23 protein-coding genes and 1 tRNA gene are annotated in these 26,484 nt (G+C 48.9%); 13 read left to right on the top strand and 11 right to left on the bottom strand.

Annotation, left to right across the window (positions count from 1 at the left end; translation table 11 throughout):
* The 7 genes from GCU44_RS10030 to GCU44_RS10000 all read right to left on the bottom strand — a co-directional run bounded on the left by GCU44_RS10030 (nt 1) and on the right by GCU44_RS10000 (nt 5,601).
* Nucleotides 1-1,155 carry a DUF4221 family protein gene (locus GCU44_RS10030; RefSeq protein WP_154856271.1) on the bottom strand — a complete coding sequence of 385 codons (1,155 nt, stop codon included), beginning with the start codon at nt 1,153-1,155 and terminating at the stop codon, nt 1-3.
* A 446-nt stretch (nt 1,156-1,601) separates the two neighbouring features.
* Nucleotides 1,602-2,756: a DUF4221 family protein gene (locus GCU44_RS10025; protein ID WP_154856270.1), complete on the bottom strand. Its 1,155-nt coding sequence runs from the start codon at nt 2,754-2,756 to the stop codon at nt 1,602-1,604.
* A gap of 468 nt (nt 2,757-3,224) precedes the next feature.
* Nucleotides 3,225-3,713 (bottom strand): DUF4252 domain-containing protein, encoded by a 489-nt coding sequence (locus tag GCU44_RS10020; protein WP_154856269.1) that lies wholly within the window; start codon nt 3,711-3,713, stop codon nt 3,225-3,227.
* 45 nt (nt 3,714-3,758) lie between these two features.
* Entirely contained in the window at nt 3,759-4,316 is a 558-nt protein-coding gene (locus tag GCU44_RS10015; protein WP_154856268.1) for a DUF4252 domain-containing protein, read from the bottom strand.
* Nucleotides 4,309-4,773 (bottom strand): hypothetical protein, encoded by a 465-nt coding sequence (locus GCU44_RS10010; protein WP_154856267.1) that lies wholly within the window; start codon nt 4,771-4,773, stop codon nt 4,309-4,311. Before GCU44_RS10010 ends, GCU44_RS10015 begins: the two co-directional genes overlap by 8 nt.
* Nucleotides 4,763-5,206, bottom strand: coding sequence for an RNA polymerase sigma factor (locus tag GCU44_RS10005; protein ID WP_394366485.1), 444 nt, complete (start codon nt 5,204-5,206; stop codon nt 4,763-4,765). The genes GCU44_RS10010 and GCU44_RS10005 overlap by 11 nt, the downstream gene beginning before the upstream one ends.
* Before the next feature lie 322 nt (nt 5,207-5,528).
* Nucleotides 5,529-5,601, bottom strand: a tRNA-Phe gene (locus GCU44_RS10000).
* 88 nt (nt 5,602-5,689) lie between these two features.
* On the opposite strand from GCU44_RS10000, the gene GCU44_RS09995 reads away from it, so the two are divergent.
* The 6 genes from GCU44_RS09995 to GCU44_RS09970 all read left to right on the top strand — a co-directional run bounded on the left by GCU44_RS09995 (nt 5,690) and on the right by GCU44_RS09970 (nt 13,047).
* Nucleotides 5,690-7,039 (top strand): 4Fe-4S dicluster domain-containing protein, encoded by a 1,350-nt coding sequence (locus GCU44_RS09995; protein ID WP_154856265.1) that lies wholly within the window; start codon nt 5,690-5,692, stop codon nt 7,037-7,039.
* Nucleotides 7,032-7,832, top strand: coding sequence for a (Fe-S)-binding protein (locus tag GCU44_RS09990; RefSeq protein ID WP_174238244.1), 801 nt, complete (start codon nt 7,032-7,034; stop codon nt 7,830-7,832). Before GCU44_RS09995 ends, GCU44_RS09990 begins: the two co-directional genes overlap by 8 nt.
* A 179-nt stretch (nt 7,833-8,011) precedes the next feature.
* Complete coding sequence (locus GCU44_RS09985) at nt 8,012-8,500, top strand: hypothetical protein (protein WP_092173236.1); 489 nt, start codon at nt 8,012-8,014, stop codon at nt 8,498-8,500.
* 23 nt (nt 8,501-8,523) lie between these two features.
* Nucleotides 8,524-10,473 (top strand): OmpA family protein, encoded by a 1,950-nt coding sequence (locus GCU44_RS09980; RefSeq protein ID WP_154856264.1) that lies wholly within the window; start codon nt 8,524-8,526, stop codon nt 10,471-10,473.
* 45 nt (nt 10,474-10,518) lie between these two features.
* The gene (locus GCU44_RS09975) at nt 10,519-11,688 is read left to right on the top strand and encodes an AIR synthase related protein (RefSeq protein ID WP_154856263.1); all 1,170 of its coding nucleotides are present in this window, start codon (nt 10,519-10,521) and stop codon (nt 11,686-11,688) included.
* 45 nt (nt 11,689-11,733) lie between these two features.
* Nucleotides 11,734-13,047: an alkaline ceramidase gene (locus tag GCU44_RS09970; RefSeq protein WP_241684898.1), complete on the top strand. Its 1,314-nt coding sequence runs from the start codon at nt 11,734-11,736 to the stop codon at nt 13,045-13,047.
* Here GCU44_RS09970 and GCU44_RS09965 read toward each other — a convergent pair.
* Together GCU44_RS09965 and GCU44_RS09960 are read right to left on the bottom strand one after the other, a co-directional pair.
* A complete protein-coding gene (locus tag GCU44_RS09965; protein ID WP_161993919.1) occupies nt 12,996-13,667 on the bottom strand; it encodes a class I SAM-dependent methyltransferase in 672 nt (223 codons plus the stop codon). The genes GCU44_RS09970 and GCU44_RS09965 overlap by 52 nt on opposite strands.
* Before the next feature lie 5 nt (nt 13,668-13,672).
* Nucleotides 13,673-14,515: a hypothetical protein gene (locus GCU44_RS09960; protein WP_154856260.1), complete on the bottom strand. Its 843-nt coding sequence runs from the start codon at nt 14,513-14,515 to the stop codon at nt 13,673-13,675.
* A gap of 98 nt (nt 14,516-14,613) precedes the next feature.
* Here GCU44_RS09960 and GCU44_RS09955 point away from each other — a divergent pair, with 98 nt between their 5' ends.
* The 5 genes from GCU44_RS09955 (at nt 14,614) to GCU44_RS09935 (ending at nt 22,230) form a co-directional block, all read left to right on the top strand.
* The gene (locus GCU44_RS09955; protein ID WP_154856259.1) at nt 14,614-15,246 is read left to right on the top strand and encodes a GDSL-type esterase/lipase family protein; all 633 of its coding nucleotides are present in this window, start codon (nt 14,614-14,616) and stop codon (nt 15,244-15,246) included.
* An 88-nt stretch (nt 15,247-15,334) separates the two neighbouring features.
* Nucleotides 15,335-17,224: a CBS domain-containing protein gene (locus GCU44_RS09950; RefSeq protein WP_154856258.1), complete on the top strand. Its 1,890-nt coding sequence runs from the start codon at nt 15,335-15,337 to the stop codon at nt 17,222-17,224.
* Nucleotides 17,217-18,374, top strand: coding sequence for a M14 family metallopeptidase (locus tag GCU44_RS09945; protein WP_206670821.1), 1,158 nt, complete (start codon nt 17,217-17,219; stop codon nt 18,372-18,374). Before GCU44_RS09950 ends, GCU44_RS09945 begins: the two co-directional genes overlap by 8 nt.
* A gap of 79 nt (nt 18,375-18,453) precedes the next feature.
* Nucleotides 18,454-19,227, top strand: a complete 774-nt coding sequence (locus tag GCU44_RS09940; protein ID WP_154856256.1) for an alpha/beta fold hydrolase — start codon at nt 18,454-18,456, stop codon at nt 19,225-19,227.
* Between the two features lie 1,425 nt (nt 19,228-20,652).
* Complete coding sequence (locus GCU44_RS09935; RefSeq protein ID WP_154856255.1) at nt 20,653-22,230, top strand: calcineurin-like phosphoesterase family protein; 1,578 nt, start codon at nt 20,653-20,655, stop codon at nt 22,228-22,230.
* Between the two features lie 6 nt (nt 22,231-22,236).
* On the opposite strand, the gene GCU44_RS09930 is transcribed toward GCU44_RS09935, so the two are convergent.
* Together GCU44_RS09930 and GCU44_RS09925 are read right to left on the bottom strand one after the other, a co-directional pair.
* Complete coding sequence (locus GCU44_RS09930; protein WP_154856254.1) at nt 22,237-22,971, bottom strand: ZIP family metal transporter; 735 nt, start codon at nt 22,969-22,971, stop codon at nt 22,237-22,239.
* Nucleotides 22,972-22,985: 14 nt separating this feature from the next.
* Nucleotides 22,986-24,053: an FAD:protein FMN transferase gene (locus GCU44_RS09925; protein ID WP_154856253.1), complete on the bottom strand. Its 1,068-nt coding sequence runs from the start codon at nt 24,051-24,053 to the stop codon at nt 22,986-22,988.
* Between the two features lie 157 nt (nt 24,054-24,210).
* Between GCU44_RS09925 and ruvB the strand changes: the two genes are divergently transcribed.
* On the top strand, nt 24,211-25,248 hold the full coding sequence (gene ruvB, locus GCU44_RS09920; RefSeq protein WP_154856252.1) for a Holliday junction branch migration DNA helicase RuvB: 1,038 nt from the start codon (nt 24,211-24,213) through the stop codon (nt 25,246-25,248).
* A gap of 23 nt (nt 25,249-25,271) precedes the next feature.
* Nucleotides 25,272-26,204: a tRNA epoxyqueuosine(34) reductase QueG gene (gene queG / locus GCU44_RS09915; protein WP_154856251.1), complete on the top strand. Its 933-nt coding sequence runs from the start codon at nt 25,272-25,274 to the stop codon at nt 26,202-26,204.
* Nucleotides 26,205-26,484 lie beyond the last annotated feature (280 nt).

Here is a 26,484-nt window from a genome sequence, read left to right as displayed (position 1 = left end):
TTATGATTTCCGATTGGGTAAATCCGAAATCGACATACGTACAAACCCCATCTCATCGTCTATATTTTCAAAAATCCAGATTTTGCCGTCTTTGACAAAAGAAAAGTAGGGTACATAATCAAGCTGAGACGCGGACGTTTCATGAAGTAAGTTAAGTTCATTATCCAATACCATCAGGTAGACTGCGGTGGAAACAGGTCTTGGAAATCCACCCGGAGGAAGCTCATCCGGATAGGAGTACTCATAATAAAAACGAAAAAAACGTTCATTTTCAACATCCCATATTAAAGGACCGAATGATACCTCCTCATACAATTCTACGTATGCCCTTTGAAAATCAGCCTCATCCTCGGTTGCTAGCCTGTAAACCCCCTTTTTCTCATTTGCTGTCAGGGTAAGATTGTATTCCTTCTTTTCTAATTGCCCGCTTTCAGGGTCGAAAATAAACAAGCTGCTGGACACCGGACTGCCCACTACCAGCTTATTTTCACCATAGGCCTGCATGATGAAACCTGGCGCATACCGTCGCCGGGAATTACCTTCCCTGTGCTCCAAGTTAAAGTCCCCATGTCTGAATTCCTCTGCCAAAGGAATGGTTGAAAATTCATCCCTGCTGCGGTTAAAATATCCCACTTCACTGGTGTTGGCCGCATTGTCAACTATCAGGCCATAAACCTGATCTCCTACTGCCTTAAAAGGCTGAAAAGCCTTTTTGTCAGCATTCGTCAGTGAAGTTCCCTCCAGCAAGGGGTCAAATTCCCCGAGTTTATTCCCCTCCCAATCAAAAATACCCGCCTGATTACTCGTTTGTATGAGCAATTTTCCGGAGTCCAGGTGTACCATGTAATCCACATATTCCCCGGTGCCGTTAGGCCCTTCCTTTTCAAAGGGATACTTTCCAGCAAACTCAAGTTTTTCCAGGTCAATTTTTTCAACCGAATGATCGAAATCATTGAAGTTAAACAGAAAGCGGTTATTATCCGTAAAAAAACTCCTTGATGCGGCTAAATATGGAAAAACAAGCTGTTCTCCCCCATCAATCATAACCGTATCCAGGCTAAAACCCAGGCGTACCTCACCGGTTTTTTCCCGATGATCAACGCTCCCACAGCCAATAAGTAAACTGGCGAAGAAAAGAATAACGAAAAGCCTCATGTGTTTATGATTTGATTTAGACTAAAAAATTAAGAATTTTCCGGGCAAATTAAAATAAATAGGTGTTAAAAAAAGGGTAAATAATCCACACATTTAATTTTGGCCTCTAAATATCCCATATTTTGTAACATGTTACCCTGTATATCTTACATTTTTTGTATTTATTTACCCTGTAAATATGACATTTTATCTAATGAACCTACCCTATTTCCTGGGTGGTAAACTGCCGGAATACCTAGACTGGTTTGTGGCTAACTACCCCAAAAACAAACGTTACACCAAATTGGTCAGCGATTTAGGATTAAAAATTAAACACGGCAAGGAATAATTTTACCATTAGAAGATATATCTCAAATACGCCCAGAATTACAATAAAAACCCCTTATATGTCCTTCTATGCCTTATATGGTTAACATTTGTTCAATCGACCTACAAACCATCCGAAATCACAAATCAAAACTCAACCTTACAAAACCCATTTCATCCTCCAAATTCTCAAAGATCCAAATCTTACCATCTTTGACAAAGTGGTAGGCCGGCGGCTGGTTCAATTCAGGAACGGCAGTCTCTCTCAGCAAATTAAAATCGGCATCGTAGATCGTGAGGTACACGCTAGCGCCCGTAGGTTTGGGGAAAAGACCATCCGAAGGACCGGTGTTTGCAACGCCGTATTCCTGCTTGTAGGAAAACCGGAAATAAACCTTTCGACTTTCATCCCAAATGGGCTTATTATAGGAAATTTCCTCCGTCGCTTTCTTATACAATTCTTGAAACAAGGCCCTATCGTTTATTTTTTCCGGAAAGGTGGTCTCCTTTTCCCGGGGAATCCAACCGTTTTCGAAGGTCTTTTTATAAAATTCCTCTTGTCCCGGTTCACGTATACAAAGATCTGAACTTCCGTTTAGGCCCAACAAAACCCTATCATTTACCACTTCGAGGTATTCCCCACCGCTTATAAACATAGCCGTGGTCCCATCGTCAAAGTCCGTTTGGTACTGTATGGATCTCTCCAGCAGGGGGTTCCTTACTTTCCGATACGTTTGTTCTTCCGTATCCCAGAACATTAGCTGCGGTTCCCGTTCTCCGGGAATGATACATACCCCAGCATAAGCAGACCGGGTCTCCGGCAATCGCACCGGAAACAGCACGTTCCCTGCTTCCGTTTCCGAGGCAAAGGAAGGGATTGTTTCCGGGCCTACATCGGCCAGTTTTTTGCCGTTGCTGTCAAACAGGGCATGATTGCCGTAACCGGATAGCAAAAACCGATCCCCGTCTACCAGCCTTATTCCCATGGAATATCCCCCAATGCCATCCGGCCCTTCTTTTTCAAACGGTAGCAAGGTCTCCAGTGCCAAGGTAGTTAAATCGATTTTTTCGATGGTATAGGCCTGGCGATTCAGGTTATACAGGTAGTGCTTGTCATCGGTAAGGACCGCAGAACGCAAGCCGTTATTCAGGAAAAGGATTTCTCCCCGGGCATCAATCTGAACCGTGTCCAGTGTAAAATTCAAGTCTGGTCCTCGACCGTTCTCAACGGACGAATTGCCGGATCCGCAAGCTGCCAAAAACAGAAAAACCAAGGAGAACAACAATTGCTTCATGAGCGGTAAGATGATTGAATTAGAAAAAATACGAAAAAAATGGCGGGCTTAAAAATTCCTCGTCGACAATAAAAATCCTGTGTAATGGAGTCATTGCCAGAGATCTTACGAAATGAATCCGTCGAGGTTATAAACATTGACCCTTGGGGTTTCCCCAACCCCGAGGGTCTTTCCGCAGAACGTAAACGAATAAAACCGTTGAGGCCTCGAAGACCTCAACGGTTATGGACATCGACCTTTGGGGTTTTCCCAACCCCGAAGGTCTTTTCGAAGAACGTACACGAATAATAAAACCGTCGAGGTCCCAAAGACCTCAACGGTTGTGGACATAGACCTTTGGGGTTTTCCCAACCCCGTATTCTTTTCGAAGAACGTACACGAAAAAAACCCTCGAGGTCTCGAAGACCTCAAGGGTTTTAGACGATTCCGGTTTTCCGACCCCGCCTTTCCAAGAGTGGGAAGAAAGTATCAAATCCCCTTTCCTACCTTGGCCAGGGCCTTTTGGTCAAACTGTCCTTCCAACTCAATCACGAGGTATTCGGCATCCTCGTTGGAACGAATTAGCAGCACCAGACCCTTCATGCTGCGCTGACCCAGCGCATAAATGGATACGCCACTGTCTTTTTCTTCCGCTTCCATCATCAGTTCGTAGTTTTCCCGCTCAAGTCCCTGCGCCAGCTTTCTGAAATCGGCTCGTGCCTGGTTACCACTTACCGGCAGCTTGAAGAGTTTGACCCGTTCGATGCTCTCCGTGATGGCCGACAGGTTGGCTTCTTCGATGTCAATGTCCCAGCCCTTCGCAAAATCCAGGAAATTACCCGCCAAATCCAGGTGGAAAAAAGATTCTTCGCCTTTGTATTGATTGTAAAGCCGGTCCACGCTTTTGCTCTGGCCAAAGAGGCTTAGCGGTAGGCAAAAGAACAGGGAAAGGAAAACAAGGTTTAGTGCATTCTTCATAATTTTGTCGTTAAATGAATAGTCAATACGTTAATTTTTCAAAACTTATTCTTTATTGCCCTGCCCGTATTCCTTCATGCCCGGCAGGTTGGTTTTTTCGGCTAGCAGGTTTAGATCGGCGTAGGTAAAATCCCCCAACATACTCATAAGGGTAAATTCTTCCTTTGTCCCCGAAACCATCAGCAATTCTTTGATCCGGCCCGCTTCTTCCCGTACCAAAAACTTTAAGGAACTGCTTTTGTCCTTGATGTCCATCAGCTCTTCGTACTTGCTTTCCAAATAAAATGATTGGTTGTAGTTAAGGAGTTCAATAGCCTCGTCAAACATATCCAACCCATTGACCTGCTCGCCGGACAAAATCCGAATCCCCTTCACTTTAGCGATAAGCGACAGCAGCTGCCCGGCCTCTTCATCCCCTTCCACGCTGTTGGAATTCAGAAAACCGCCGGCCATCTGCATCATTTTGGGACTGATAAAGACGCGGGAAAAACGCTCGTCCTCCACGTATTTGGAATAAAATTTTTCAATGGCACTTTCCTGCGCCTGTAGACCGCCAAGTACCAACATCAGCGGACCCAGTAAAGCAATGAATTTCTTAGTCATTTTTCCGTTCGTTTAGGTTGAATAGTTGATGGGGTGCATGCAGGTATTTGAGGTCCTGCATGACCTCAAGCTGCCTTTCTCCCTTATGCAAATTCTGCTGGATTAAGCCAAATGCCTCCATGACCTCAAAATAGGCACGTTCCTGAGCTTTTTTTTCTTGCCAAACCTGGTATTGACGTACCAAGACCCCCATACCGACAAGCAAAATCAGCGTCGCCGCCAGCTTCATCCAGTCCCTGACAAATCCACCGTCTGTTGGCCTGCTCATCTTGCGAAAACCCGAATTTTCCGGAAGTTCAGATTTCATGCGTTTGATCTCACGCAGGCCCAGGAAAAAGGTCTTTTCCTGCGCATACCCCGGTACACGCTCCAACAGTGCTTTCATCTCCTCCTCCTCTACAGGTGAACTGGTCCCCTGCCAGTACTTCTCCAGTAATTGATCCAATCTATCGTTCATCTTCCTTGCATTTCAGTAAAAATTCCTTGAGTCTCTTTCTGGCCCGGTGCAGGTTTACCTTCACCTGCTCGACCGAAATTTCCAGGTACCCGGCAATTTCTTCGTAAGTCAGTCCTTCCACTTCCCGCAGTTCAAAGACCTCCCGCTGCTTTTGGGGCAGGTCGTCCAAAAAGCAAAACACCCGTTTCACCGATTGACTCGCTGCCTGGGATTCGGCCGGCTCTTCCTGTATTGCTTCGCCCTGGTTTTCTAAGGGTTCCATCCTGCTTGCGGTACGAAACTGCTGCAGCACTTGATTTTTGAGGGTCTTCACCATCCATCCTTCCGGATTTTCCATCCGCTCCAGGCTTTCCCGGTGTACCCATGCGTTGGAAAAGGACTCCTGAACGGCATCGTTCGCTGCATCCCGGTCTTTCGTTCGGAGATACGCCATACGGTACAGTTTATTTCGTAGCGGCCATATCGTTGCTTCAAAAAAAGTGCTCATGCAGGTATAGGATGAAGTTGTCGCGCGAATGTTACACTTTTTGTCAAATTTTTTTGACGGCAATGCATTCCCTTTGCATTTTCGCGGAGGGAAAGACCCGAATTTTGGAACAACTGGGCCTTCCAGGGGTTGTTTAATGCGGTAATGATAGCATGCATCCGTACTATTTAGTAATTTGCCGGGGAAATGATACAAAGCAACAGCATCAACAATCGCTTCGGATATAAAAAAAAGGCAAAAAAAAAGCCCTGGTCGAAACCAGGGCCAGTGGTGATGAGTGGGCTCGAACCACCGACTCACGGATTTTCAGTCCGATGCTCTACCAACTGAGCTACATCACCGCTGAAAGTGTTGCAAAGGTAGGTATTTGTTACTTTTGTACAAACGATTTGAATAAAAAAATAGAGGCCTAAGAGTAATACATTCACTATGAGCAGCTTACCGCAAATCCTATTTTTATTGGTTCTGGGTGCGTCAGGATATATTTTATACAAGCGAATTAGCTATTTACGACAGACCATTCTGTTGGGAAAACCACTGGCCCGAAACGACCGCCCCAGGGAACGGTGGAAGACGATGGCGTTGGTTGCGTTTGGCCAAAAGAAAATGTTCAAACGCGTGGGACCCGCCCTGCTACACCTGATCATTTACGTTTCTTTTGTGGTCATCAACCTGGAAGTGCTGGAGTTTATCATCGATGGCCTGGCCGGTACCCACCGGATTTTCGCCCCGTTTCTCGCCGGTTTCTACACCCTGGCCATGAACGTGTTTGAAGTTCTCGCATTGGGCGTATTGATTTCCTGTGTTGCATTTTTGGTTCGCCGCAACGGCATGAAGGTCCCACGGCTTTCCTCAGCCGAGCTAAAAGGCTGGCCCAAGCTGGATGCCAACCTCATTTTATGGATTGAAATCGTGCTGATGCTTGCCATCCTGACCATGAATGCTTCCGATCAATTATTGGCCTATCGAGGTGTGGAAGGGTACATCCCCCTGGGTGGGCTCTGGATTAGCAGCAGCCTGCAGGGACTTTTTGACGGGTTGAGCAGCAGCACCCTGCTGCTTGTGGAACGCGGTGCCTGGTGGTTTCACATCCTGGGCATCCTGGGCTTTGCCATCTACGTGACCTATTCGAAGCACCTGCACATATTTCTGGCCTTTCCCAACACCTGGTACGCCAACCTGGAGCCTCAGGGAAAAATACCCAACATGGAAGTAGTGACGCAGGAAGTGAAATCCATGCTGGGTCTGCAAGCGACTCCCGAGCCAACGGATCAGGCTGATATCGGCCGGTTTGGTGCAAAAGATGTCCCGGACCTTTCCTGGGTTCAGGTCATGAATGCCTTTTCCTGTACCGAGTGCGGTCGCTGCACGGCCGAATGCCCGGCCAACCTCACCGGAAAAAAACTATCGCCACGCAAAATCATGATGGATACCCGGGACCGGGCCGAAGAAATCAGCCGTGCCAATGCGGCCGGGAAAGACGGAGTGAACGATGGCAAATCCCTGCTGGGCGATTACATCAGCCAGGAAGAAATCAACGCCTGTACCAGTTGCAATGCCTGCGTGGAAGCCTGTCCGGTAAATATTGACCCGTTATCCATCATCTTAGAGCTGCGGCGATACACCGCGATGGAGGAAAGCGGCAGTCCGGCCCAGTGGAACGCCATGTTTCAAAACATCGAAACCAGCTTTGCCCCCTGGAAATTTCCCCCGACCGATCGGTTTAACTGGGCAGCCAAAGTAAATCAGGAAGATACGAAACCAACTACAAATGAGTAATACCTATCAAGTCCCCACCATGGCCCAAAAGGCAGCTGCAGGAGAGACACCCGAAGTGCTTTTTTGGGTGGGCTGCGCGGGCTCCTTTGACGAACGCTACCAGGCCGTCACGCTGGCCTTTACAAAAATACTGACCAAAGTCGGGATCAATTTTGCGGTACTGGGCGAGGAAGAAACCTGTACCGGAGACCCTGCCCGTAGAGCGGGAAACGAGTTTTTATTTCAAATGCAGGCCATCAGCAACATACAGGTGCTGGACGGGTATGGGATCAAAAAGATTGTCACAGCCTGCCCGCATTGCTTCAACACGCTGAAAAACGAATACCCTGCCCTGGGAGGCAATTACGAGGTAATGCACCACTCCCAGTTTCTACAGGGACTGATCCAGGAAGGAAAAATCGTCATGAAAGGTGGAGGCGAATACAAAGGAAAACGAATTACCTTTCACGACAGCTGCTACCTGGGAAGAGCCAACAACGTCTATGAAGCTCCACGAGAGATCATCAAAGCCCTGGATATGGAATTGGTGGAAATGAAAAGGTGCCGCAGCAAGGGACTTTGCTGCGGAGCCGGAGGCGCGCAAATGTTCAAAGAACCCGAAAAAGGCAACAAAGACATCAACGTAGAACGAACCGAAGAAGCCCTGCAGACGGGAGCAAAAACCATCGCCGTGGGATGTCCGTTTTGCCTCACCATGATGTCCGACGGGGTAAAAAACAAAGAACAGGAAAAACAGGTGCAGGTCCTGGACCTGGCCGAACTCATCGCCCGGGACCAGGGTTTGTCCGGCTGAGTAGACCTACCGTCTACGGGATTAAGGCAACATTCTTTTGGTTTATTGCGTTTTTTAGTGGATCTTAATCCCTATTTTGCATCATAATAAACTCAATTTACGTTTACTAGTATACGTGTAATCGCTCGGGCGATGAACAGACAGCAAACGTAAACTACCATACTAAACCAGAATCAGGCATGTACGTACCATTTGAACAAATGTCCGAAGAGGCCAGAATATGGGTCTACCAGGCTGATAGACCGTTTAAAGAGGAAGAGAAGACCTGGATCATTTCCAAATTGGTAAGTTTCTGCAATCAGTGGAACACCCACGGAACGCAGCTTCCCACTTCGTTTGACATCAAATACGATCAATTTATTGTACTCGCCGTGGACGAAGGACCCCTTGGGGCCAGCGGTTGTTCGATCGATAGTTCGGTCCGGGCATTGCGGGAAATCGAAACCCAGCTTTCCATCAATCTGTTGGATAGCGGAAAAGTCTCCTACCTGGATGAAGAAGGAGTGAACGTGGCTTTTTTACCGGAAATAAAAATGCACGTTCAGGAAGGTTATTTGCAGCCGAAAAGCAAAGTCTTCAATCCGGGTGTCAATAAAATCGCCGATTTAAAAAACCAATGGCTAATACCTGCTGAATCGAGTTGGTTGAAAAAATATTTTGCCCACTAAATTCGAAAGGGAATCTATTTCGTATGAAAAAAGCAACGCATTCCATCCGTTTCGCTGCCCTTTGGCTCCCCCTCCTTGTGCTCTTGCTTCAGGCTTCCTGTACCAGTCTCCAACAGAAAGCGCAGAACCAATTTAGCTCTGGAGAGTACCAGATGGCGATTAGTTCTTACTCCAGATTGCTGGAGAAAGACCCGGATAACAGCGAGGCCAACTTGTTCATTGCCGAAAGCTTTCGCCTTTCCAATCGCATTGAAAATGCCGCAAGCTATTACGAAAAGGTCTCCGAGTCGGACGCCACGTTTGAAAGCGCCTACTACAAAGGCAAAAGCCTGAAAGGAAAAGGTGAATACGATTCGGCAAAAGTAGCTTTCGAAACCGCCCAAACCCTGACCATGGACGACCAAAAAATCGCCCTGGCAGAAAAGGAAATACAAAATATCGAAGCGCTTTCCGAAGTCGAACCCATTTGGCCAAACCACGAACTGGAAAATTACGAGTTGTTGAATACCACCGGCATCGACTATGCGCCGGTCCTGAGTGAAAATTACCTGTACTTTACGAGTTCCAGGGGGGCAGGAGGGTTGTATCCGGCTACCGGACAAGGCTACACCCGCCTGTTCCGGGCCCGGGCGGAAGGCATCAACGTGGACGTACAAAACGTGCAGACCCTTCCGGAGTTTCAAAACGAAACTGGCTTGAACCAGGGAGCCATTGCCATCAGCCCCGACGGAAATACCATTATCTACGCCCGTGGAAATGCCAACGCCAAAAACGACCTTCCAGAGGTGAGCCTTTTTGCCTCGTATTTCCGTGGTGGAGGATTTACCGAACCGATCTTCATGCCCGTAAACGGCGAACCGGAATATTGGAATTCTACGCCAGCCTTTAGTGCAGATGGGGATACGCTGTACTTTGCTTCCAATCGGCCCGGTGGCCTCGGTGGGATTGACCTGTACCGCTCCACCCGGCTTGCCAATGGTGATTTCGGCAATGTGGTAAACGTGGGAGCGCCTATCAATACACCCGGAAACGAACTGTTCCCCAGACCACTACCAAATGGGGATTTTTACTTTTCTTCCGACGGACATCCCGGATACGGTAAGTTGGACCTCTTCCTGGCCCAAAAAGAAAACGGCGGGATCCGTGTAAAGAACCTCGGCGCCAATATCAACTCCATTGGTGATGATTTCGGAATATTCTTTACCGATTATCCGAAGGAGGGCTACCTTACCTCCAACCGACCCGGAGGCAAAGGGGACGACGATATTTATTATTTCAAAGACATGACCCCTCCGCCTAAGGTTGTCAATGTATTGCTGAACGTGGTCACCAAAGAACGGTTGGAAAACGGACAGGAACAGGTACTTCCGCAGACCCGGGTGGTTCTCTACGACGCCAACAACCAAACCATCGACGGCAATTTTTCCAGCCAAAGCGGGAGATTACGCTTTCCTTTAGAGCCGGAGAAGACCTATACCATGATCGCTTCGAAAACCGGATATTTTTCCCAAAGTGTGCCGTATAGTACCATCGGAAAAACACCGGCTCCCGAGGAACTGATCCAGGACGTAACCAATGTGACCCTGGATACCACGATCGTATTGGAGCAATTGGTATTGGAGCGGGCGATCGTACTGGAAAACATCTATTATGACCTGGACAAAGCCGAAATTCGACCCGATGCGGCTCAGGAGTTGGACAAACTGGTCAAGATTCTCAAGGACAACCCCGGTATCCGTATCGAACTTAGCAGCCACACCGATGCCCGAGCTAGCGATGCCTACAACCAAGACCTGTCGCAGCGAAGGGCGGAATCCGCAGTCGAATACATCGTTTCGCAAGGAATCGATGCTTCCCGCCTGGAAGCCCGCGGCTATGGAGAACAGCAACTGCTAATCGAAAATGCCCAAACGGAAGAAGAACACCAGGTCAACCGGCGCACCGAGTTTAAGGTAATAGAAATCACCGAGTAAAATCCGTATATTTGCCGCCTGTTTGTTTTTTTCAAAGCCAAGGTTATGAACGAAAGGTATATGCAACGCGGGGTATCGGCCTCCAAGGAAGACGTACACGAAGCCATCTCCAAATTGGATAAGGGACTCTACCCCAGGGCTTTTTGTAAAATCGTACCCGATATCCTGGGAAATGACCCCGCCTATTGCAATATCATGCATGCCGACGGCGCCGGTACCAAATCCTCCCTGGCCTATCTGTATTGGAAAGCCACCGGTGATCTCTCTGTCTGGAAAGGTATCGCACAGGACGCCATTATCATGAACATCGACGACCTGCTTTGTGTGGGTGCGGTCGATAATATTCTGGTCTCCTCCACCATCGGCCGAAATAAAAACCTGATTCCCGGAGAAGTCATATCCGCTATCATCAACGGCACCGAAGAGGTCCTCCAATTGCTGCGGGACCACGGGGTTTACGCCCTGCTTACCGGAGGGGAGACCGCCGATGTGGGCGACCTCGTGCGCACGATTATTGTAGACAGCACGGTCACCTGCCGGATGAAACGGGAAGATGTCATTTCCAACGACCGCATTGCCGCCGGCGACCTGATCGTCGGATTGGCCTCATTTGGACAAGCCCGGTACGAGACTGCCTACAATGGCGGCATGGGTAGCAATGGGCTGACCTCCGCCCGACACGACGTTTTTCACCACCGCCTCTCCGAGTCCTTTCCCGAGAGTTTTGACCCCCTCCTGCCTAAAGAATTGGTTTATTCGGGCAGTTTTGGCCTGACGGACCCAGCTCCTGGTACTCCCCTTGACATGGGCAAACTAGTCCTTTCCCCGACCCGTACCTATGCGCCGATCATCGCCTCCCTCTTGAAGTCCTTCCGTTCTGAAATCCACGGCCTGGTTCATTGCAGCGGCGGGGCGCAGACCAAGGTCCTGCATTTCATCGAAAACCTACACGTCATCAAAGACAACCTGTTTGATACCCCTCCCCTGTTTACTTTCATTCAACAGGAAAGCGGAACGGATTGGAAAGAAATGTACAAGGTTTTTAACATGGGACACCGGATGGAGGTGTATCTGGATGAAAAACGAGCGGAAGAGGTGATTCAACTGGCCTCGGAGTTTGGAGTAGCGGCCCAAATTATCGGGCGCGTCACCGATCACCCGGGTAAAAAGGTGACTGTAAGCGGGCAACACGGAACATTTACCTACGAAGGCTAGCCCATGCCGCTGTTCCGACTTCCGATAAACCGATGGCTTGCTTATTTGCTTTACCTGGCAGGGTTTCTACTTCTCGTGGTTTTAGCAACCCTGACCACCGTAGACTGGACCCCGTATCGCGAAAAAAGCTACTACAAAAAAACCATGGCAGCCCTGGACAGCCTTTCCGTACAGGGCGCTGACCAGGGATTTTTGCTGGGTGGTTGGGCAAGCGCCAACATGACACCCGAAGAACCCGTCCCGTTAGTCGCCTACCGCCCCAGAGGCAACTATGAATTTGTACAGGACAGCAGTTTCGTCAAGGCAATGGTAGTAGGCAATGGTGATTTTACCCTTGCTTTTTTAAATTACGAACTGCTCCTTGTTCATCCCAAACTGGCAACGGCCCTGAAAAAAGAAATCGAAGCGCAGGAAATCCCGGTGGATCGGGTATATTTCACGGCTACCCATACCCATAGCGGTATGGGTGGAACCATTCCCGGACCGGTAGGGAGCCTGGCCCTGGGGGGGTGGAATCAGCCGCTGGTGGATCGCATTGCTGCCGGCACGGTGCAGGCCCTGCGGGGGGCAATTACGCGTATGGATACCGTCCGGCTGAGCTATAAAAAAAGCAATGCCGGAAATTTTGTTAGCAACCGACTGGTTGCCGGAGATCCGGTAGACCCCTTTATCCGTCAATTTAGTCTGGAAAACACCGCAGGAAAGCGCGCCAGCCTGGTCACCTTTAGCGCGCATGCCACCTGTTTGAGTAGCCGGTTTATGGGGCTCTCGGGCGATTATCCCTTCTATTTTTCGAAAGGCCTCGAGGCCAAGCAGGAGTTGGTGCTGTTCGCAGCCGGAGCCGTCGGCAGCCACCGTCCCACAATCCCGGGAAACGATATCGAAAATGTGAGGAAGTATGCCGCAGAGCTGGGTACCATCGTGACGGAAACTCCGGAAGGGAGCAGCGGCGAACAAACCGAAACAACACTGATCGCAGCAAAGCTTCCCCTGTACCTGCGCGAGCCCCATTACCGCATCAGCAACGACTGGCGGATCCGTCCCTGGCTATTCGATTGGGCCATTGGCGACTACCCGGCCCATTTTGATCTGGTAAAGATCGGCAATACCCTCTTTATTTCCTCCTCTGGAGAGGTATCAGGGGTGTTTTATGAATCCTGGGAAAAGAAAGCGGCGGCCTTAGGAATGAACCTGATGATCACCACATTTAACGGGGGATACATCGGCTACATCACGCCGGACGAATACTATAAGGAAAGCTACTACGAGGTACGAGACATGAATTTTTATGGTCCCTACAACGGGGCCTATTTTAACGAGGTAATCGGTAAATTGATCGATTTGGGGGCGGGCTTGTAGCAAATCGCCTGAAAAAAGCCTCCTTGAAAAGTCGCGCTATCCACCTGTTTCCATCCCCACTTTTGAAAATAGGAGTGGTACTCCGGAAGGTCCTTCCGGGGGTGCCGGGTGAGCAACCGAAACAGGTAAATCATGGCGAAAAGCAACCATTCTCGGTCCGCTTTTGGAAAAAAATCAGCGAAAATCCAGCGGGTTTCCGAATGAATCCGGGGCTGTATTTCCCGAAATAGGCGATCGATATCTCTGTCGGACAACACGTCCAGTAGGTAGTGGGAGATGATCGCGTCCACCTTCAACGCCGGCAAATCGCTTACCTGTGAGGAATGGATCCATTCTACCTGCGCTGTGGCAGATGGTTCCAATTGCTGCCGGCTACGGCGAAGCATTTCCCTGGAGGTCTCCATGTAAAGAATGCGACCACTGGTTCCGCACCGGTTGACCAATTGGGGAAGAATGGACCCGGTACCCCCACCCAGCACCAATACCGTATTGCCCGGTTGAATTCGATCCAAAAAAGCGGTTTTGCTTCGCTGAAAATCCCTTCCAAACACCAGGTGTGAGAAAAACTCATAGACTGGAGCGATCAGGCAATAGGGGTCCGTCGCTATCCTTTTACGCAAACCAATCATACCAGCAATAAAAGTAGGGGAAGGGAAAAGCTTGCTTCAAGACGCCTGCGGACGACCGCGATATTCTCCGGCCTTTCCACGAAGCTGATTACATGAATGAGTAGCATGAGCGCCCATACCAGAGTAAAGCGGTGGTAGTAGGAGGACAGGTAGGAAAACAAAAAAACTGTGTAGCCCAGGCCTAGCAGACCCATTACCCAAAGTAGCTTTCGCGTTTTATTTTTACCCAGAACCGTCGCGATGGAATGATGTCCTTCTGCCCGATCCAGTGCCCCGTCCAGGTAGGACAAATACACCAAATTATACCAGGCTAGGAGAAAATAGGCCAGCAAATAGAAGAGCCAGGGATTGGGGGCAAAGTCAAAGTCATGGCGCAAAGCGGGAGCCAGTACAATCCCGAGCACATAAAACCCAGCGATTGCGAATTCCTTGGCAACGGCTGTTTTTTCACCACCCCAGTGCAAGGTCAGCATGATGAGGATAATCAATGCGAATACGAGCAAACCGGCTTCCAGTAGTGGGGAAGATCGCAGGTAGCGAAAAGCGAGCAGCAGCCCCGCGATCCCCACGGCGCCCAGTGCGCCTGCCAGGCGACCGAAATGCTGCTGATGAAAGCGGCGTCTTTTGGTAAGCGCATGGCGGTAGACCTTGCGGGCGTCCAACAGGTGGTCGAAGGTATAAATGGCCCAAACCGCCATTCCCAGCAGCAGGTAGTAATACCAGAAAAGCGAAATGCGCATCATGTCGGAAAAAAAATACATACCCGCACAGGCTCCAGACACCACATCCAGCGAGAGTACGTTAAATTTTTCGAAGAATTTCCTGATTTTTTGGTTCAATAAGCCCACGAGTATGCGATTCGGTGCAAATTAATAAATAGAAGTCCCGTTTTCACGGAAATAGTATGTAATTCCCCATTTGTTTGATCTTCGTCGTAATGAAAAAAATTATTTGCGCGCTCTTGTTGCTTTGGAGCCAGGAAGGCAGTGCCCAGCAGCCTGCGGTTAAAATCGCCTGCGTCGGAAACAGCATCACGGAAGGGCCCGGAAGAAACCATCCGGATAGTTATCCCCTTCAGCTACAAAAGATACTCGGGAAGGCCTATCAGGTAAAAAACTTCGGCGTAAGTGCCCGTACGCTTCTAAAGAAAGGAGATTTCCCGTACTGGAACGAACCCCAGTTTGAGCAGGTACAAGCATATGCACCCGATATCCTGATTCTGCTGTTGGGAACCAATGATTCAAAGCCGCAGAATTGGGCCTACAAAGACTCCTTTCTCGAGGATTATGTGGAAATGATTTCGGCAATCAAACGCCACATGCCCGAACAGGGGAAGATTTTCCTCTGCCTTCCAGTGCCGGTGTTTGAAGATAACTGGGGCATTACAGAAAAGGTAATTGTCGAGGAAATGACCCCGCTTATTCGGGAAGCAGCCAAAAGAACGGGGGCGGTGGTGATTGACCTGCACCTTCCCCTCGAACCGCACGGCAGGCATTTTCCGGACGGGGTACACCCAAACAAGGCTGGCGCGAAAATAATGGCCCAAAGCCTGGCGAAGGCCATCCGTTAGCTCTTCCCTACCTGTATCGGGAAAAAGGCATTGGTTTCTTTGCTTCGGGTTTTCAATTTCGTTTTTCCCTTTGTAAATTGTTGGAAGCATGGGAGAACATCGTGTAACTAAAGCAATCAAATTACCCGAGAGGAAAAAGTTTCTCAAAAACCTGATCCGGGATATCGAAGCGTTGGATCAAATGATCCAAGAGGGGCTCATCGAAAAAGACGTGCAACGTATCGGTGCGGAGCAGGAGTTTGCGCTCATCAACCGGCATAACAAGCCTTCCAAAAATGGCCCCTTGATTTTGAGCAAACTGGCCGATGCCCATTTTACTTCCGAGCTGGCCATGTACAACCTGGAGCTAAACCTGGATCCCCTGGAATTAAAGGCGGGAGCCTTTCCCCTGATGGAAAAGCAGCTCCGGAAATACCTGCGAAAAGCCGAGCAAGTGGCCGCCACCTTTGGTGACGAGGTCGTACTAACGGGCATTTTGCCCTCCATTGATCTGCGCTCGGGACAAATGGACTACATGACCCCGAATCCCCGGTACCAAGCCCTGGACGAGATCATCAAACAGCTAAGGGGACAGGATTTCGAACTAAATATTTCCGGGGTGGACGAGTTGATTTTAGCCCATACCAATATTCTATTTGAGGCCTGCAATACGAGCTTTCAGTGCCACCTGCAGGTAACCGCCGAGGAGTTTGTGGACCAATACAATTGGGCCCAGCTGATTTCGGGCCCCGTTCTCGCGGTCTGCACCAACTCCCCCTTGCTATTTGGCCGGGAGCTATGGTCCGAAACCCGTATTCCGCTTTTTCAGCAAAGCATTGATATTCGTAGCAAGGGCTACCACCTGAAGGAAAAAGAACAGCGGGTATCCTTTGGCAACCATTGGGCCCGGGATACCACCGAGATTTATAAAGAAAACATCGCTCGATTTCCCTTAATCCTCACCCACAAGTCCACAGCCGACTCCTTGCAAGACTTGCAAAAAGGAAAAATCCCCGATCTACAGGCCTTAAAATTACACAACGGTACCATCTGGCGCTGGAACAGGCCCTGTTTCGGTACGGGAGGTGGAATTCCCCACCTGCGAATCGAAAACCGGTACCTGCCATCCGGACCTACTGTTATCGATGAAATGGCAAACTTTGTACTTTGGGTAGGCTTGATGAAAGCCATGCCCGAATCGTACCAAAAATCCTGGCACCGAAGGTCGTTTGAGGATACAAAGGGAAATTTTTACCGGGCGGCAACCTCCGGTATCTACAGCAACATGGCCTGGGAAAACCGCATGGTTCCGGCACAAAAACTGCTGTTGGATGAATTAATTCCCATGGCAGAAAAAGGATTGCTGTCCGTGGGTATTTCCAGCGAAGAGGCGAACGGATACCTGGGAATTATCCGCAAGCGGGTCAAAACCGGCCAAACCGGCAGCAGCTGGATGATTAAAAGCTACCGGGCGATAAAAAAGCACATGAGCAGAGACGAGGCAATGGTGACCCTAACCGAAGCAATACAAACACGAAGAAAATCCGAATTGCCCATCAGCGAATGGAAAGCTGCCAGCTACTCGGAGCTCAAATCCATACCCATCCAATACGATTGGATTGGAAACATCATGACCACCGATTTGATCACCGTACAGGAAGACGACCTGGTCGCGTTGGTGAAGAAAATCATGCTTTGGAAAAACATCCACCACATCCCCGTAGAAAACAAAGCTGGAAAACTAACGGGATTGATTACCCGATCCACCCTGGAAAAACTCGGAGAAACCGAAAACGAGCTTGAAATTGCCAAAAACATCATGGTATCCGATCTGGTCACGGTGGGGCCAGAAACCGACATCAAATATGCCATGCTGCTGATGGTAAATAAAAAAATCAGCTGCCTGCCGGTAGTAGACGGGGATCAGTTGATAGGCCTGGTCACGGATACGGATGCACAAGGAATCTGGGACAAGTTGTATGCGAAGAATAATGTCTGATCCGCTTCTCACCACAGACAATCCCCGTATTCTGTTTGCCCACCATGGGGACCCCCAACTTCCAACCCTGGTGATTATTGCCGGAATCCACGGCAACGAGCCGGCTTCGGTGATGGCCATGGAATCCCTATTTGGAAGCCCGCCGGGCGGCAACTTCACGCTTCAGGGCAATGTATTGGTTCTCAAAGGAAACAACCAGGCACTCAAACGCAAGCTAAGGTATATCGAAAAGGATCTGAACCGAATCTGGACGGCTGATAACCTACATTTGGTACGCATGAAAAATTCCGAACAGGACCGCTTCAGCTACCCCGAATTGGAGGAATTAGCCGCTTTGGACCGGCTCATCACGACCATCATTGCCCGGTACGGGCGGGGCAGAATCTTGTTTGCAGATCTGCACACCACCTCCTCAGAAAGTTGCGCCTTCCTTCCCTTTAATGACACGCTGGTCAATCGTGCCGTGGCAAAACAGTTCCCCGTGCCCCTCATACTGGGCATAGAAGAATACCTGGAAGGCCCACTGATGAGCCACATTAACGATCTGGGATTGCCAGCGTTAGGCTTCGAAGCGGGAAGGCATGAGGATCCGGGAAGTATCCGAAGGCATCAGGCTTTTGTCAAACTGTGCATGAATTACCTGGGAATTATCCACTTGCCCGCCACGGATATAGCCTCAGAGGAGGACCATTTGAAAAACAATCAAGACATCCGTCCGGGCTTTTACGAAATCCTTTGCCGCTATCCGCTTCGGCCCAAACAACAGTTTGAGATGAAACCTGGCTTTTTCAATTTCAACCCCATCCAAAAAGGGCTCGTGTTGGCTAGCAGTGACGGGAAGCCAGTCATTAGTCCCTACAAGGGCATGGTTTTCCTTCCCCTGTACCAGCAGATGGGTCAGGAAGGATTTTTTATCGTGCGGCCGGTTTCCCGATTTTGGCTCTGGCTATCCGAGGTCCTTAGAAAAACGTTTTTACCGGAAATACTCCCGCTTCTGCCAGGCATTTCCAGAAAAGCCCCCCAAGCAAACCGCTACGTGGTTAATCCTAGAATCGCCCGGTTTCTAAATAATGAAATCTTTCACGTTCTGGGCTTCCAGATCGTTCGGAAAGATCCGGCTACCCATTGGGAATTGGTAAAAAGGGATTGATTCGGTCTATGTTAACAGAATTTTACGTATTTTTCGCCGGTGCTAAACCTTACTGCCCACTTCGCTGTTTAAAAGTCTGATGCTTCACTACACCACGTATACACGGAACGCCGAGGCCCCCTGGGTTACTTTTGTCCACGGGGCGGGGGGCAGCAGTGCCATCTGGTTTCGCCAGATTCGGGATTTTAAAAAATCCTTCAATGTATTGTTGGTGGATTTACGGGGGCATGGGAAATCAAAAAGTCAGGTTTACGAAAAAATAAAGCACTATTCTTTCGATATCATCGGTGACGAGGTAATCGAGGTGCTGGACCATTTGAACATTAGGAAATCTCATTTTGTGGGAATTTCCCTGGGGACCATCGTCATTCGGGAAATCACGGAAAGGCATCCGGACCGGGTCAGCAGCATGATTCTCGCCGGAGCGATCATGAAGCTAAACGTCCGGGGTCAAGTACTGATGCGTTTGGGTATCTTGTTAAAGTCGGTAATTCCTTACCTGCTGCTTTACAAGCTGTTTGCTTTTATCATCATGCCCAGAAAAAACCACAAGGCTTCCAGGTACCTCTTTGTGCAGGAAGCAAAAAAATTATACCAAAAAGAATTTATCCGCTGGTTCTCGCTGGCCGCCAAAGTAAATCCCCTTTTGGCTTTCTTCCGAATCAAAGAAACGCCCATTCCAACATTGTATGTCATGGGGGAAGAAGACTACATGTTTTTGCCCTCCATTACCAAACTGGTTGAAAATCACCGTTCTGCCAAATTGGTAGTCGTCCCCGCCTGCGGGCACGTGGTGAACGTAGAAAAGCCGGAAGATTTTAACCGAATCGCCATGGACTTTCTGGCCAGGTAGATTTTACTTCATCCCCTGACTGCTGCATCATCCGGGAGCAAGGTGTCTCGGCATGGAATCCAAAAGCCCAGGCATACCGCCCTTTCCTTACCTACATTCCTCTATGCACCCCCTCCTACCCGAACCGAAAAAGGCTCGCTCAGGTAGCAAGTACGAACGGTCAGCTAATCCAGCAAAATGCTTCGCAAACACCCCTGGAACCGCACGGATAACGGTGGGTTGAAAAAACGCCCTTGTGCAGACGATGCGGCTATGCTTTCGTGCAAAAAACGTCCTATTCGGTGCTAAAAGGAAATAAGAGCCGGGCCAGGAAAAACAGTTTACCCATTGTCGCTAGCTCAGCGGCTGTCGATAGGCAATCGACCGCAAAAATGAGTAGCAAAGCCGCTGAGCTAGCGGCCCCCGGAGCCGGGCGGCAGCCACTGTTTGTGAGACCGGGAGAAGAGGGGGTATGAGAAAAAAATTACCTTTTTTCAAGAAAATTTGCACAATTTTTATGCATTTAGCTGATAAGCAATCGGTTGCGATTGGTAAACGGGTTTTTCCTTTACATAAAGGACATATTTATCAGTATCAAAATTATAAACACCTTATTTAATGTATTTCAAAATAAATAAAATATTTTGTGCATTTTTTCAGTAATTTATTTTATTCAAAATTCGGATTATTCCGATTTCTATGCTAAGTTTCGGATGTTAAAGAAATGAAAAAAGGCCTGGGAAGCCAAAAGGGATTAAAGGAAATTGTTAGTTGGTTATTTTTTAATGTAGGGTTTGCCCGGGGTCTTATGGAAGCATAAGGCTCCGGCATTTTTTTTTGTCGCCACGGCAACCTTTCTACTACCCCGTCGACCCCTACCTGTATAAACCACTGCGATGCGCCGCGGCCCTTCACACGAACCGAACGCTGCTCTAAACCCTGCTACCTCATTCACATTCAAGCGTTTCCATGTCCACAGGTATCCCGCAGGCGGCCAATATACAAATAGGCTTTTTACCGGTATTTACTAGATTTTTTTTAGGTATTTGCCGACAATAATCCGTAAGAATTGCCACAAACGTGATTTTTTTCTAGACAAAAGACATAAATATCCCTATTACCATTTCCCATACGCAATTTTATGTATTTCAAAATATTTAAAACATTTTGTACATTTTTTCAAATAATTATTTCATTTTTTATTCGGATTTATTCTTTTCATATGGTAAGTTTCGGGTGTTAAAGAGATGGGATACGGATAGGAGAGACAGAGGAAGTTGGAAATCCGTAGTGATCGTTGGTTATTTTTTTAATGTAGGGTTTGTCCGGGGTCTTATGGGAACATAAGGCTCCGGCATTTTTTTTTGCAAATTCGCCGCAGAAGGTAGTAAGTACAGCCCTTCACTCCGTTATACGTGCAGACGAATGTTCCTAACCTTTTTCAAGATGAAATCCTATACCACCTGCTTGCTATTGATCGGGCTAAATTCCTGGTTTTTTCCGAACGATACGGAGGCTCAGGAAACGGCCCATGGTCGGATATACCTGGACCAAAATAAAAACGGTCGATTCGATGCGGAAGAACCGGGGATTCCTTCTGTGCTGGTCTCCAATGGAGAGGAGGTAGTGGCAAGTAGATCCGATGGCAGCTGGCAGTTGCCGGTCCGGGCCGGTCAGCCACTATTTGTCATCAAACCAAGTGGCTACCAATCGCCCCTTACGGAAAATCAACTTCCCTACTACTACTATTGGCACCAGCCCCAGGGCTCGCCCGACACCGAGATACCGGGTCTTGCGCCGACCGGACCCTTGCCAGGCCGCATCAATTTTCCCTTATATTGGCAGGAAGAGCCAGAGCGATTTGAGGTACTGCTATTTGCCGACCCACAGGCGAGGGGAATGAAGGAGGTAAACTATGTCAGTCACGATGTACTTGAAGAATGTATGGGTACCGATGCAGCTTTTGGCATTACCCTTGGCGATATTGTGGCAGACGATCCCGCTCTTTTTAAAGAAATCAGCGAAAGTACGGCCACCATCGGCATTCCCTGGTACTACGTGTTTGGTAATCATGACCACAACCGGGATGTATCGGAGGACGAATTCCGGGACGAAACCTTTAATCGGTTCTTTGGTCCCAGCACCTATGCCTTTGAGTACGGAAAAGTGGTCTTCCTCGTGTTGCGGGATATCCACTATTCCGAAAACGGACGCTATACCTCGCGGTATACCGAAAGCCAACTGCGGTTCGTGAAAAACTACCTGGAAAAGGTCCCCCTGGAAAAGCGGGTGGTGATTTTACAACATGCGCCAATCGTACGTACAGAAGGCCGTGAGGAACTGTTTCGGCTTTTGGAGGAACGGCCACATACACTTTCCTTCGCCGGCCACACCCATACCATGCGGCACGTCTTCCTCGGCCCGGAGCATGGTTGGCAAGGAGACAGCCCGCACCATCATTTTATCAACGCGACGGTAAGTGGTAGCTGGTGGGTCGGATTAAAAGACGAAACCGGCATCCCTCATGCGACAATGAATGACGGAGCGCCCAATGGCTACAGCCTGGTAACCTTTGATGGCACCGACTACCGAATCCGGTTCAAGGCGGCCCGCAGGCCTTCTTCCTACCAGATGAACATTCATTTGCCGGGCGATATTCCTGCAAGGCAGCTCAAAAACACCTTGGTGATCGCAAACGTATTTGCGGGATCGGAAAAATCCAGTGTAAGCATGCGCATTGGTACTGCAGGTTCCTGGATACCCATGACGTTTGATCCGCGGGAGGACCCACTGAATACCTGGATGCACAGTCTGGATGCGTATCTGGAACAGACCTTACCAGACGGCACCCGGCTGGACGAAGGCCTGGGCTGGAAGATGGACCCTCCCCAGGTGTCTGGACATACCTGGTCTGCGCTGCTGCCTGCCAATCTTGCCATCGGGACCTATCGCCTCGAGGTGTTTACGCGCGACCAGTTTGGGCAGGAATACCGTTCCTACCGGATATTCCGCGTTCGCGAATAGGCCTCTTCAAATGATAAACTCGGTCAAAATAGCCAGCCCGGAGGCAACTAAAATAATCAGAAGTTTGTGCAATTGAAACCGGTGCTGGGGAGAGCTTTCAAAAAAGATTATGGTGGAGATGTGCAAGAAGCCACCCGCCACCAGTCCGAATAAGATGTTGAGGGTACCCCTGCCAATAAGTTGTTGGTCAAAAAGCAAATCGGTAGAAACCATACCCAAGGGAGATGCCAGCGAAAACAGGGCCAGTAACAATAAAATTCCAGGTTTTTTCATACGAGTCATCAACACGGCCACCAATGCAAATGCCTCCGGCATCTTGTGCAAAATAATCCCTATTAATAGCGTCTCACTACCGTGCTGATGTCCGGCCAGCATGGGTTGTTTGGAAAGCAGGGTGCCTTCGAGAAAGGCGTGTAAAAACAGCCCAATCATCAGGGTCCATACGCTGTTTCCCCTGCCATGCATGCCGTGATCGTGAATGTGTCCGTGTTCGATACCGGATGACATAAAATCCAATACCTGCTGCAATAAGAACCCCAACAGGATATACAAGCCCATATAGTAGGCAGAACCCTGATCCGCAAAAAGCTCCGGCAATATGTGCAAAATGGTGATGGCGAAAAGATAGGCCCCCGCAAAAATCAATCCCAATTTAAAGCTCTTTTCCTTCCAACCGGGAACCAGCAGGGCTAGCAAACCCGCACCAAAGGCGGCCAAAAAAAGTAAAAGAAATGGTAGCATGATCCTATTTTGGGTTAGTTGACTTCCTTTTCATCCACCGTGGTAAGCAGGGGGGCCAGGCCCTCGCTGACGTGGAATTGCATCTGCCCCCGCTCATCCGTAAAGATAAGAAAGATCTCCAGGCCTTCTGTAGCGGCTTGTATTTCAAGGGATTTTTCGACTCCCAGCACCATAAAGGCTGTAGCGAATGCATCGGCAGTCATGCAATCTGCGGCCACCACGGTGGCACTCAACAGGCGGTGCTCTACCGGATAGCCTGTAAACGGGCTGATGGTGTGCGAATATTTTACAGAATCCTTCACGTAAAAATTACGGTAGTTTCCAGACGTGGCCATGCCCCTGTTATCCAAAGCGATGATCGAATACAAATCGTTGGCCAGGCCGTCTTCGCTGGGTCGCGTGACACCCACTTTCCAGAGTTCTCCCTTTTCGTTTCGTCCACGGGCCACCAGTTCTCCACCGATCTCCACCAAAAAATGTTGAATGCCCCTACCTTCTAAAAAGGTGCCCACCAGATCCACTCCGTAGCCTTTGGCGATTGCACTCAAGTCGAGGTACGTATCTGAATTTGTCTTCTTCAGAACCGATTCATCAAAATACAGCTGCTCAAAGCCGACCTGCTCCAACAGCTGCCGTATGGCCACACTGTCTTTTAGTGATGCCCCTTCCGGACCAAATCCCCACGCATTTACGAGTGGCCCCACAGTGGGATCAAATGCTCCGGAGGTTGCCCGATACACCTCACCGCTTGCTTTCAGTACCGGATACAAATACGGCGAATCAAACACGATCGAATCGGTTTGATTAAACCTGCTGATCTCAGAATCCGGCATATAGGTAGACAAGGACCGGTTGATATCCAGGAGTAGCGAATCGATTTCTTCCTGAAAGTCCCTCCTCCCCGGATCTAAGTAAACGATTCGGTAGCTGGTGCCCATGGTAGGTCCGGTAAGGACAATTTTGGGATCATCCGGCGCATGAGTAGCTGGGGTGTTCTTATTTTGCCGGTACAGATACACCATAAATACCACCAACAACAACAAAATGCTGTAAATGATATTTTTTTTGGCTGATTTTCGCATAAAACGATGCCTGTTTTATTTTTCCGAAAGTTAATTCTTATTTTCCAATTGCGCCTACTATTTCCCCAATATCCCCCGGTCGGGGCGGGAGGTATCCGCAGCCGGCAGCTAAAAAACGCATCATTTTATTTATATTTGTACCTATTAGCGAGCGACTATGAGAGAAGACTATCTGCGTGGTGACCAAAACAGCCTCAGCCCCGGGGACAAAGAGATTGAAAAAGCCCTGCGGCCCTTGAGTTTCGAAGACTTTACCGGTCAGCACAAAACCGTGGAAAATATCAAAATCTTTGTTTTGGCCGCAAAGAAACGAGGAGAGTCTCTGGATCACGTCTTGCTTCATGGCCCTCCTGGCTTGGGAAAAACCACCTTAAGCCACATCATTGCCAATGAACTGGAATCCAGCCTGAAGATCACCTCCGGACCCGTACTGGACAAACCCTCGGACCTGGCCGGCCTGTTGACCAATCTCGAAGATGGAGATGTCCTTTTCATTGATGAAATTCATCGGCTCAATCCCATCGTGGAAGAATACCTGTATTCGGCGATGGAGGATTTCCGAATTGACATCATGCTGGATTCGGGTCCCAACGCCCGATCGGTGCAGATCAGCCTGAATCCCTTTACGCTGGTGGGAGCGACCACCCGGTCCGGGCTGCTTACTTCTCCATTGAGAGCCCGATTTGGGATCAACGCCCGACTGGAGTACTACGACGCAGCGCTTCTCTGCACCATCGTCAAACGGTCAGCGTCCATTTTGGGCACGCCTCTCGATGAGGAGGCAGCCTTCGAAATCGCGCGAAGGAGCCGGGGCACCCCACGTATTGCCAATACCTTGCTACGTAGAACGCGGGACTTTGCAGAAATAAAAGGAGACGGAAGGATCAGCATGGAGATCGCAAAAATTGCCCTCAACGCGTTGGACGTGGATGAAAATGGTCTGGACGAAATGGATAACCGCATCCTGACCACCATCATAAAGAAATTCAGCGGAGGCCCGGTAGGCCTCTCCACCATTGCTACTGCCTGCGGAGAGGAAGCAGAAACCATTGAGGAGGTATACGAGCCCTTTCTGATTCAGGAAGGGTACCTCAAACGAACCAGCCGGGGAAGAACCGCCACCGAACTGGCCTACCAACATTTGAAGCTAAAACCGGATTTTGGTGGGCAGTCCGGAAGCCTTTTTGATGTATAGCCTCCTCTTGAGATGTTGACGCCATGCAAAACAGGGAAAAGAACAGCCAGCTAATCAAAGATGCTGCCCGGAAATTGGGATTTGATTTTTGCGGCATCGCAAAGGCGGAATTTCTCGAGGCAGAAGCACCAAAGCTAGAATCCTGGCTAAACAATAATTACCACGGAAAAATGGCCTACATGGCCAACCATTTTGACAAACGCCTGGATCCCCGCAAGCTTGTGGACGATGCCCAGTCGGTGATCAGCCTAATGTACAATTATTATCCTCCAAACCGCCTCCCGGAAGGCAGGGAGGACTTAAAAATCGCCAAATACGCCTACGGAAAGGATTACCATTTTGTCATCAAAGACAAATTGAAGGATCTCCTTTCCCTCCTACGCGAAGAAATCGGGGAAATCAACGGCCGGGTATTTGTAGACAGCGCACCGGTAATGGAACGACAATGGGCCCAAAAGGCCGGTTTGGGCTGGACGGGCAAAAACAGTTTACTACTGAATCAACAAAAGGGGAGTTTCTTTTTTTTGGCAGAATTGATCATTGATTTACCTCTGCACTACGACACGCCCGTTACCAAAGATTATTGCGGGACCTGTACCCGATGCATTGATGCCTGTCCTACGGATGCGATTCTTCAGCCCAACCTGCTGGATGCCTCCAAATGCATTTCTTACCTGACGATCGAGCTAAAAGAAGAAATCCCATCCGAATTTAAGGGAAAGATGGAAAACTGGGCCTTTGGCTGTGATATCTGCCAGGATGTATGTCCCTGGAATCGTTTCTCCAAACCTCATCAGGAATCGGAATTTTTACCCCATCCGGAGCTGAAATCCCTTGACTGGGAGGAAATGACCAAAGAAACCTTCGACCGGATTTTTAAAAAGTCGGCGTTGAAACGCAGCAAGTGGGAAGGGCTGCAACGAACGATAAAATTCATCCGCAGCAGCCTTTCGTAAAGATCCGCTTTCTTTTTTTCCTTTGCCTGCCATTTTTTTCAGAAAAAAACGAAACTCCGCCATTATTTTGAACGTTCTTTCACCTTTAACTGAATAGGCCAAACCGAATCTACAGTAATTTTCACCACCGATGGAAACAATTTCATATTCTTTTGGCTTTAGTTAGCTAAAACATGTTGGGCCTCCTACCACAATAATTCAAAACAAAATGAATAGTTTTGTCGAAATTCCAAGAACAACTAACTAATTATTACTTGTAAAAGAAAAAACCCGGATTGCC

It is taken from the genome of Cyclobacterium xiamenense (assembly GCF_009467825.1).
GTDB lineage: Bacteria > Bacteroidota > Bacteroidia > Cytophagales > Cyclobacteriaceae > Cyclobacterium > Cyclobacterium xiamenense.
The sequence above is the reverse complement of the archived record's forward strand: the minus strand, read 5'-3'. Positions and strand labels throughout refer to the sequence as shown.

Bases quoted from the DNA above. Each gene is read 5' to 3' on its own strand.
- GCU44_RS10030 (WP_154856271.1), bottom strand. From the start codon at position 1,155: ATGAGGCTTTTCGTTATTCTTTTCTTCGCCAGTTTACTTATTGGCTGT.
- GCU44_RS10025 (WP_154856270.1), bottom strand. From the start codon at position 2,756: ATGAAGCAATTGTTGTTCTCCTTGGTTTTTCTGTTTTTGGCAGCTTGC.
- GCU44_RS10020 (WP_154856269.1), bottom strand. From the start codon at position 3,713: ATGAAGAATGCACTAAACCTTGTTTTCCTTTCCCTGTTCTTTTGCCTA.
- GCU44_RS10015 (WP_154856268.1), bottom strand. From the start codon at position 4,316: ATGACTAAGAAATTCATTGCTTTACTGGGTCCGCTGATGTTGGTACTT.
- GCU44_RS10010 (WP_154856267.1), bottom strand. From the start codon at position 4,773: ATGAACGATAGATTGGATCAATTACTGGAGAAGTACTGGCAGGGGACC.
- GCU44_RS10005 (WP_394366485.1), bottom strand. From the start codon at position 5,206: ATGGCGTATCTCCGAACGAAAGACCGGGATGCAGCGAACGATGCCGTT.
- GCU44_RS09995 (WP_154856265.1), top strand. From the start codon at position 5,690: ATGAGCAGCTTACCGCAAATCCTATTTTTATTGGTTCTGGGTGCGTCA.
- GCU44_RS09990 (WP_174238244.1), top strand. From the start codon at position 7,032: ATGAGTAATACCTATCAAGTCCCCACCATGGCCCAAAAGGCAGCTGCA.
- GCU44_RS09985 (WP_092173236.1), top strand. From the start codon at position 8,012: ATGTACGTACCATTTGAACAAATGTCCGAAGAGGCCAGAATATGGGTC.
- GCU44_RS09980 (WP_154856264.1), top strand. From the start codon at position 8,524: ATGAAAAAAGCAACGCATTCCATCCGTTTCGCTGCCCTTTGGCTCCCC.
- GCU44_RS09975 (WP_154856263.1), top strand. From the start codon at position 10,519: ATGAACGAAAGGTATATGCAACGCGGGGTATCGGCCTCCAAGGAAGAC.
- GCU44_RS09955 (WP_154856259.1), top strand. From the start codon at position 14,614: ATGAAAAAAATTATTTGCGCGCTCTTGTTGCTTTGGAGCCAGGAAGGC.
- GCU44_RS09950 (WP_154856258.1), top strand. From the start codon at position 15,335: ATGGGAGAACATCGTGTAACTAAAGCAATCAAATTACCCGAGAGGAAA.
- GCU44_RS09945 (WP_206670821.1), top strand. From the start codon at position 17,217: ATGTCTGATCCGCTTCTCACCACAGACAATCCCCGTATTCTGTTTGCC.
- GCU44_RS09940 (WP_154856256.1), top strand. From the start codon at position 18,454: ATGCTTCACTACACCACGTATACACGGAACGCCGAGGCCCCCTGGGTT.
- GCU44_RS09935 (WP_154856255.1), top strand. From the start codon at position 20,653: ATGAAATCCTATACCACCTGCTTGCTATTGATCGGGCTAAATTCCTGG.
- GCU44_RS09930 (WP_154856254.1), bottom strand. From the start codon at position 22,971: ATGCTACCATTTCTTTTACTTTTTTTGGCCGCCTTTGGTGCGGGTTTG.
- GCU44_RS09925 (WP_154856253.1), bottom strand. From the start codon at position 24,053: ATGCGAAAATCAGCCAAAAAAAATATCATTTACAGCATTTTGTTGTTG.
- ruvB (WP_154856252.1), top strand. From the start codon at position 24,211: ATGAGAGAAGACTATCTGCGTGGTGACCAAAACAGCCTCAGCCCCGGG.
- queG (WP_154856251.1), top strand. From the start codon at position 25,272: ATGCAAAACAGGGAAAAGAACAGCCAGCTAATCAAAGATGCTGCCCGG.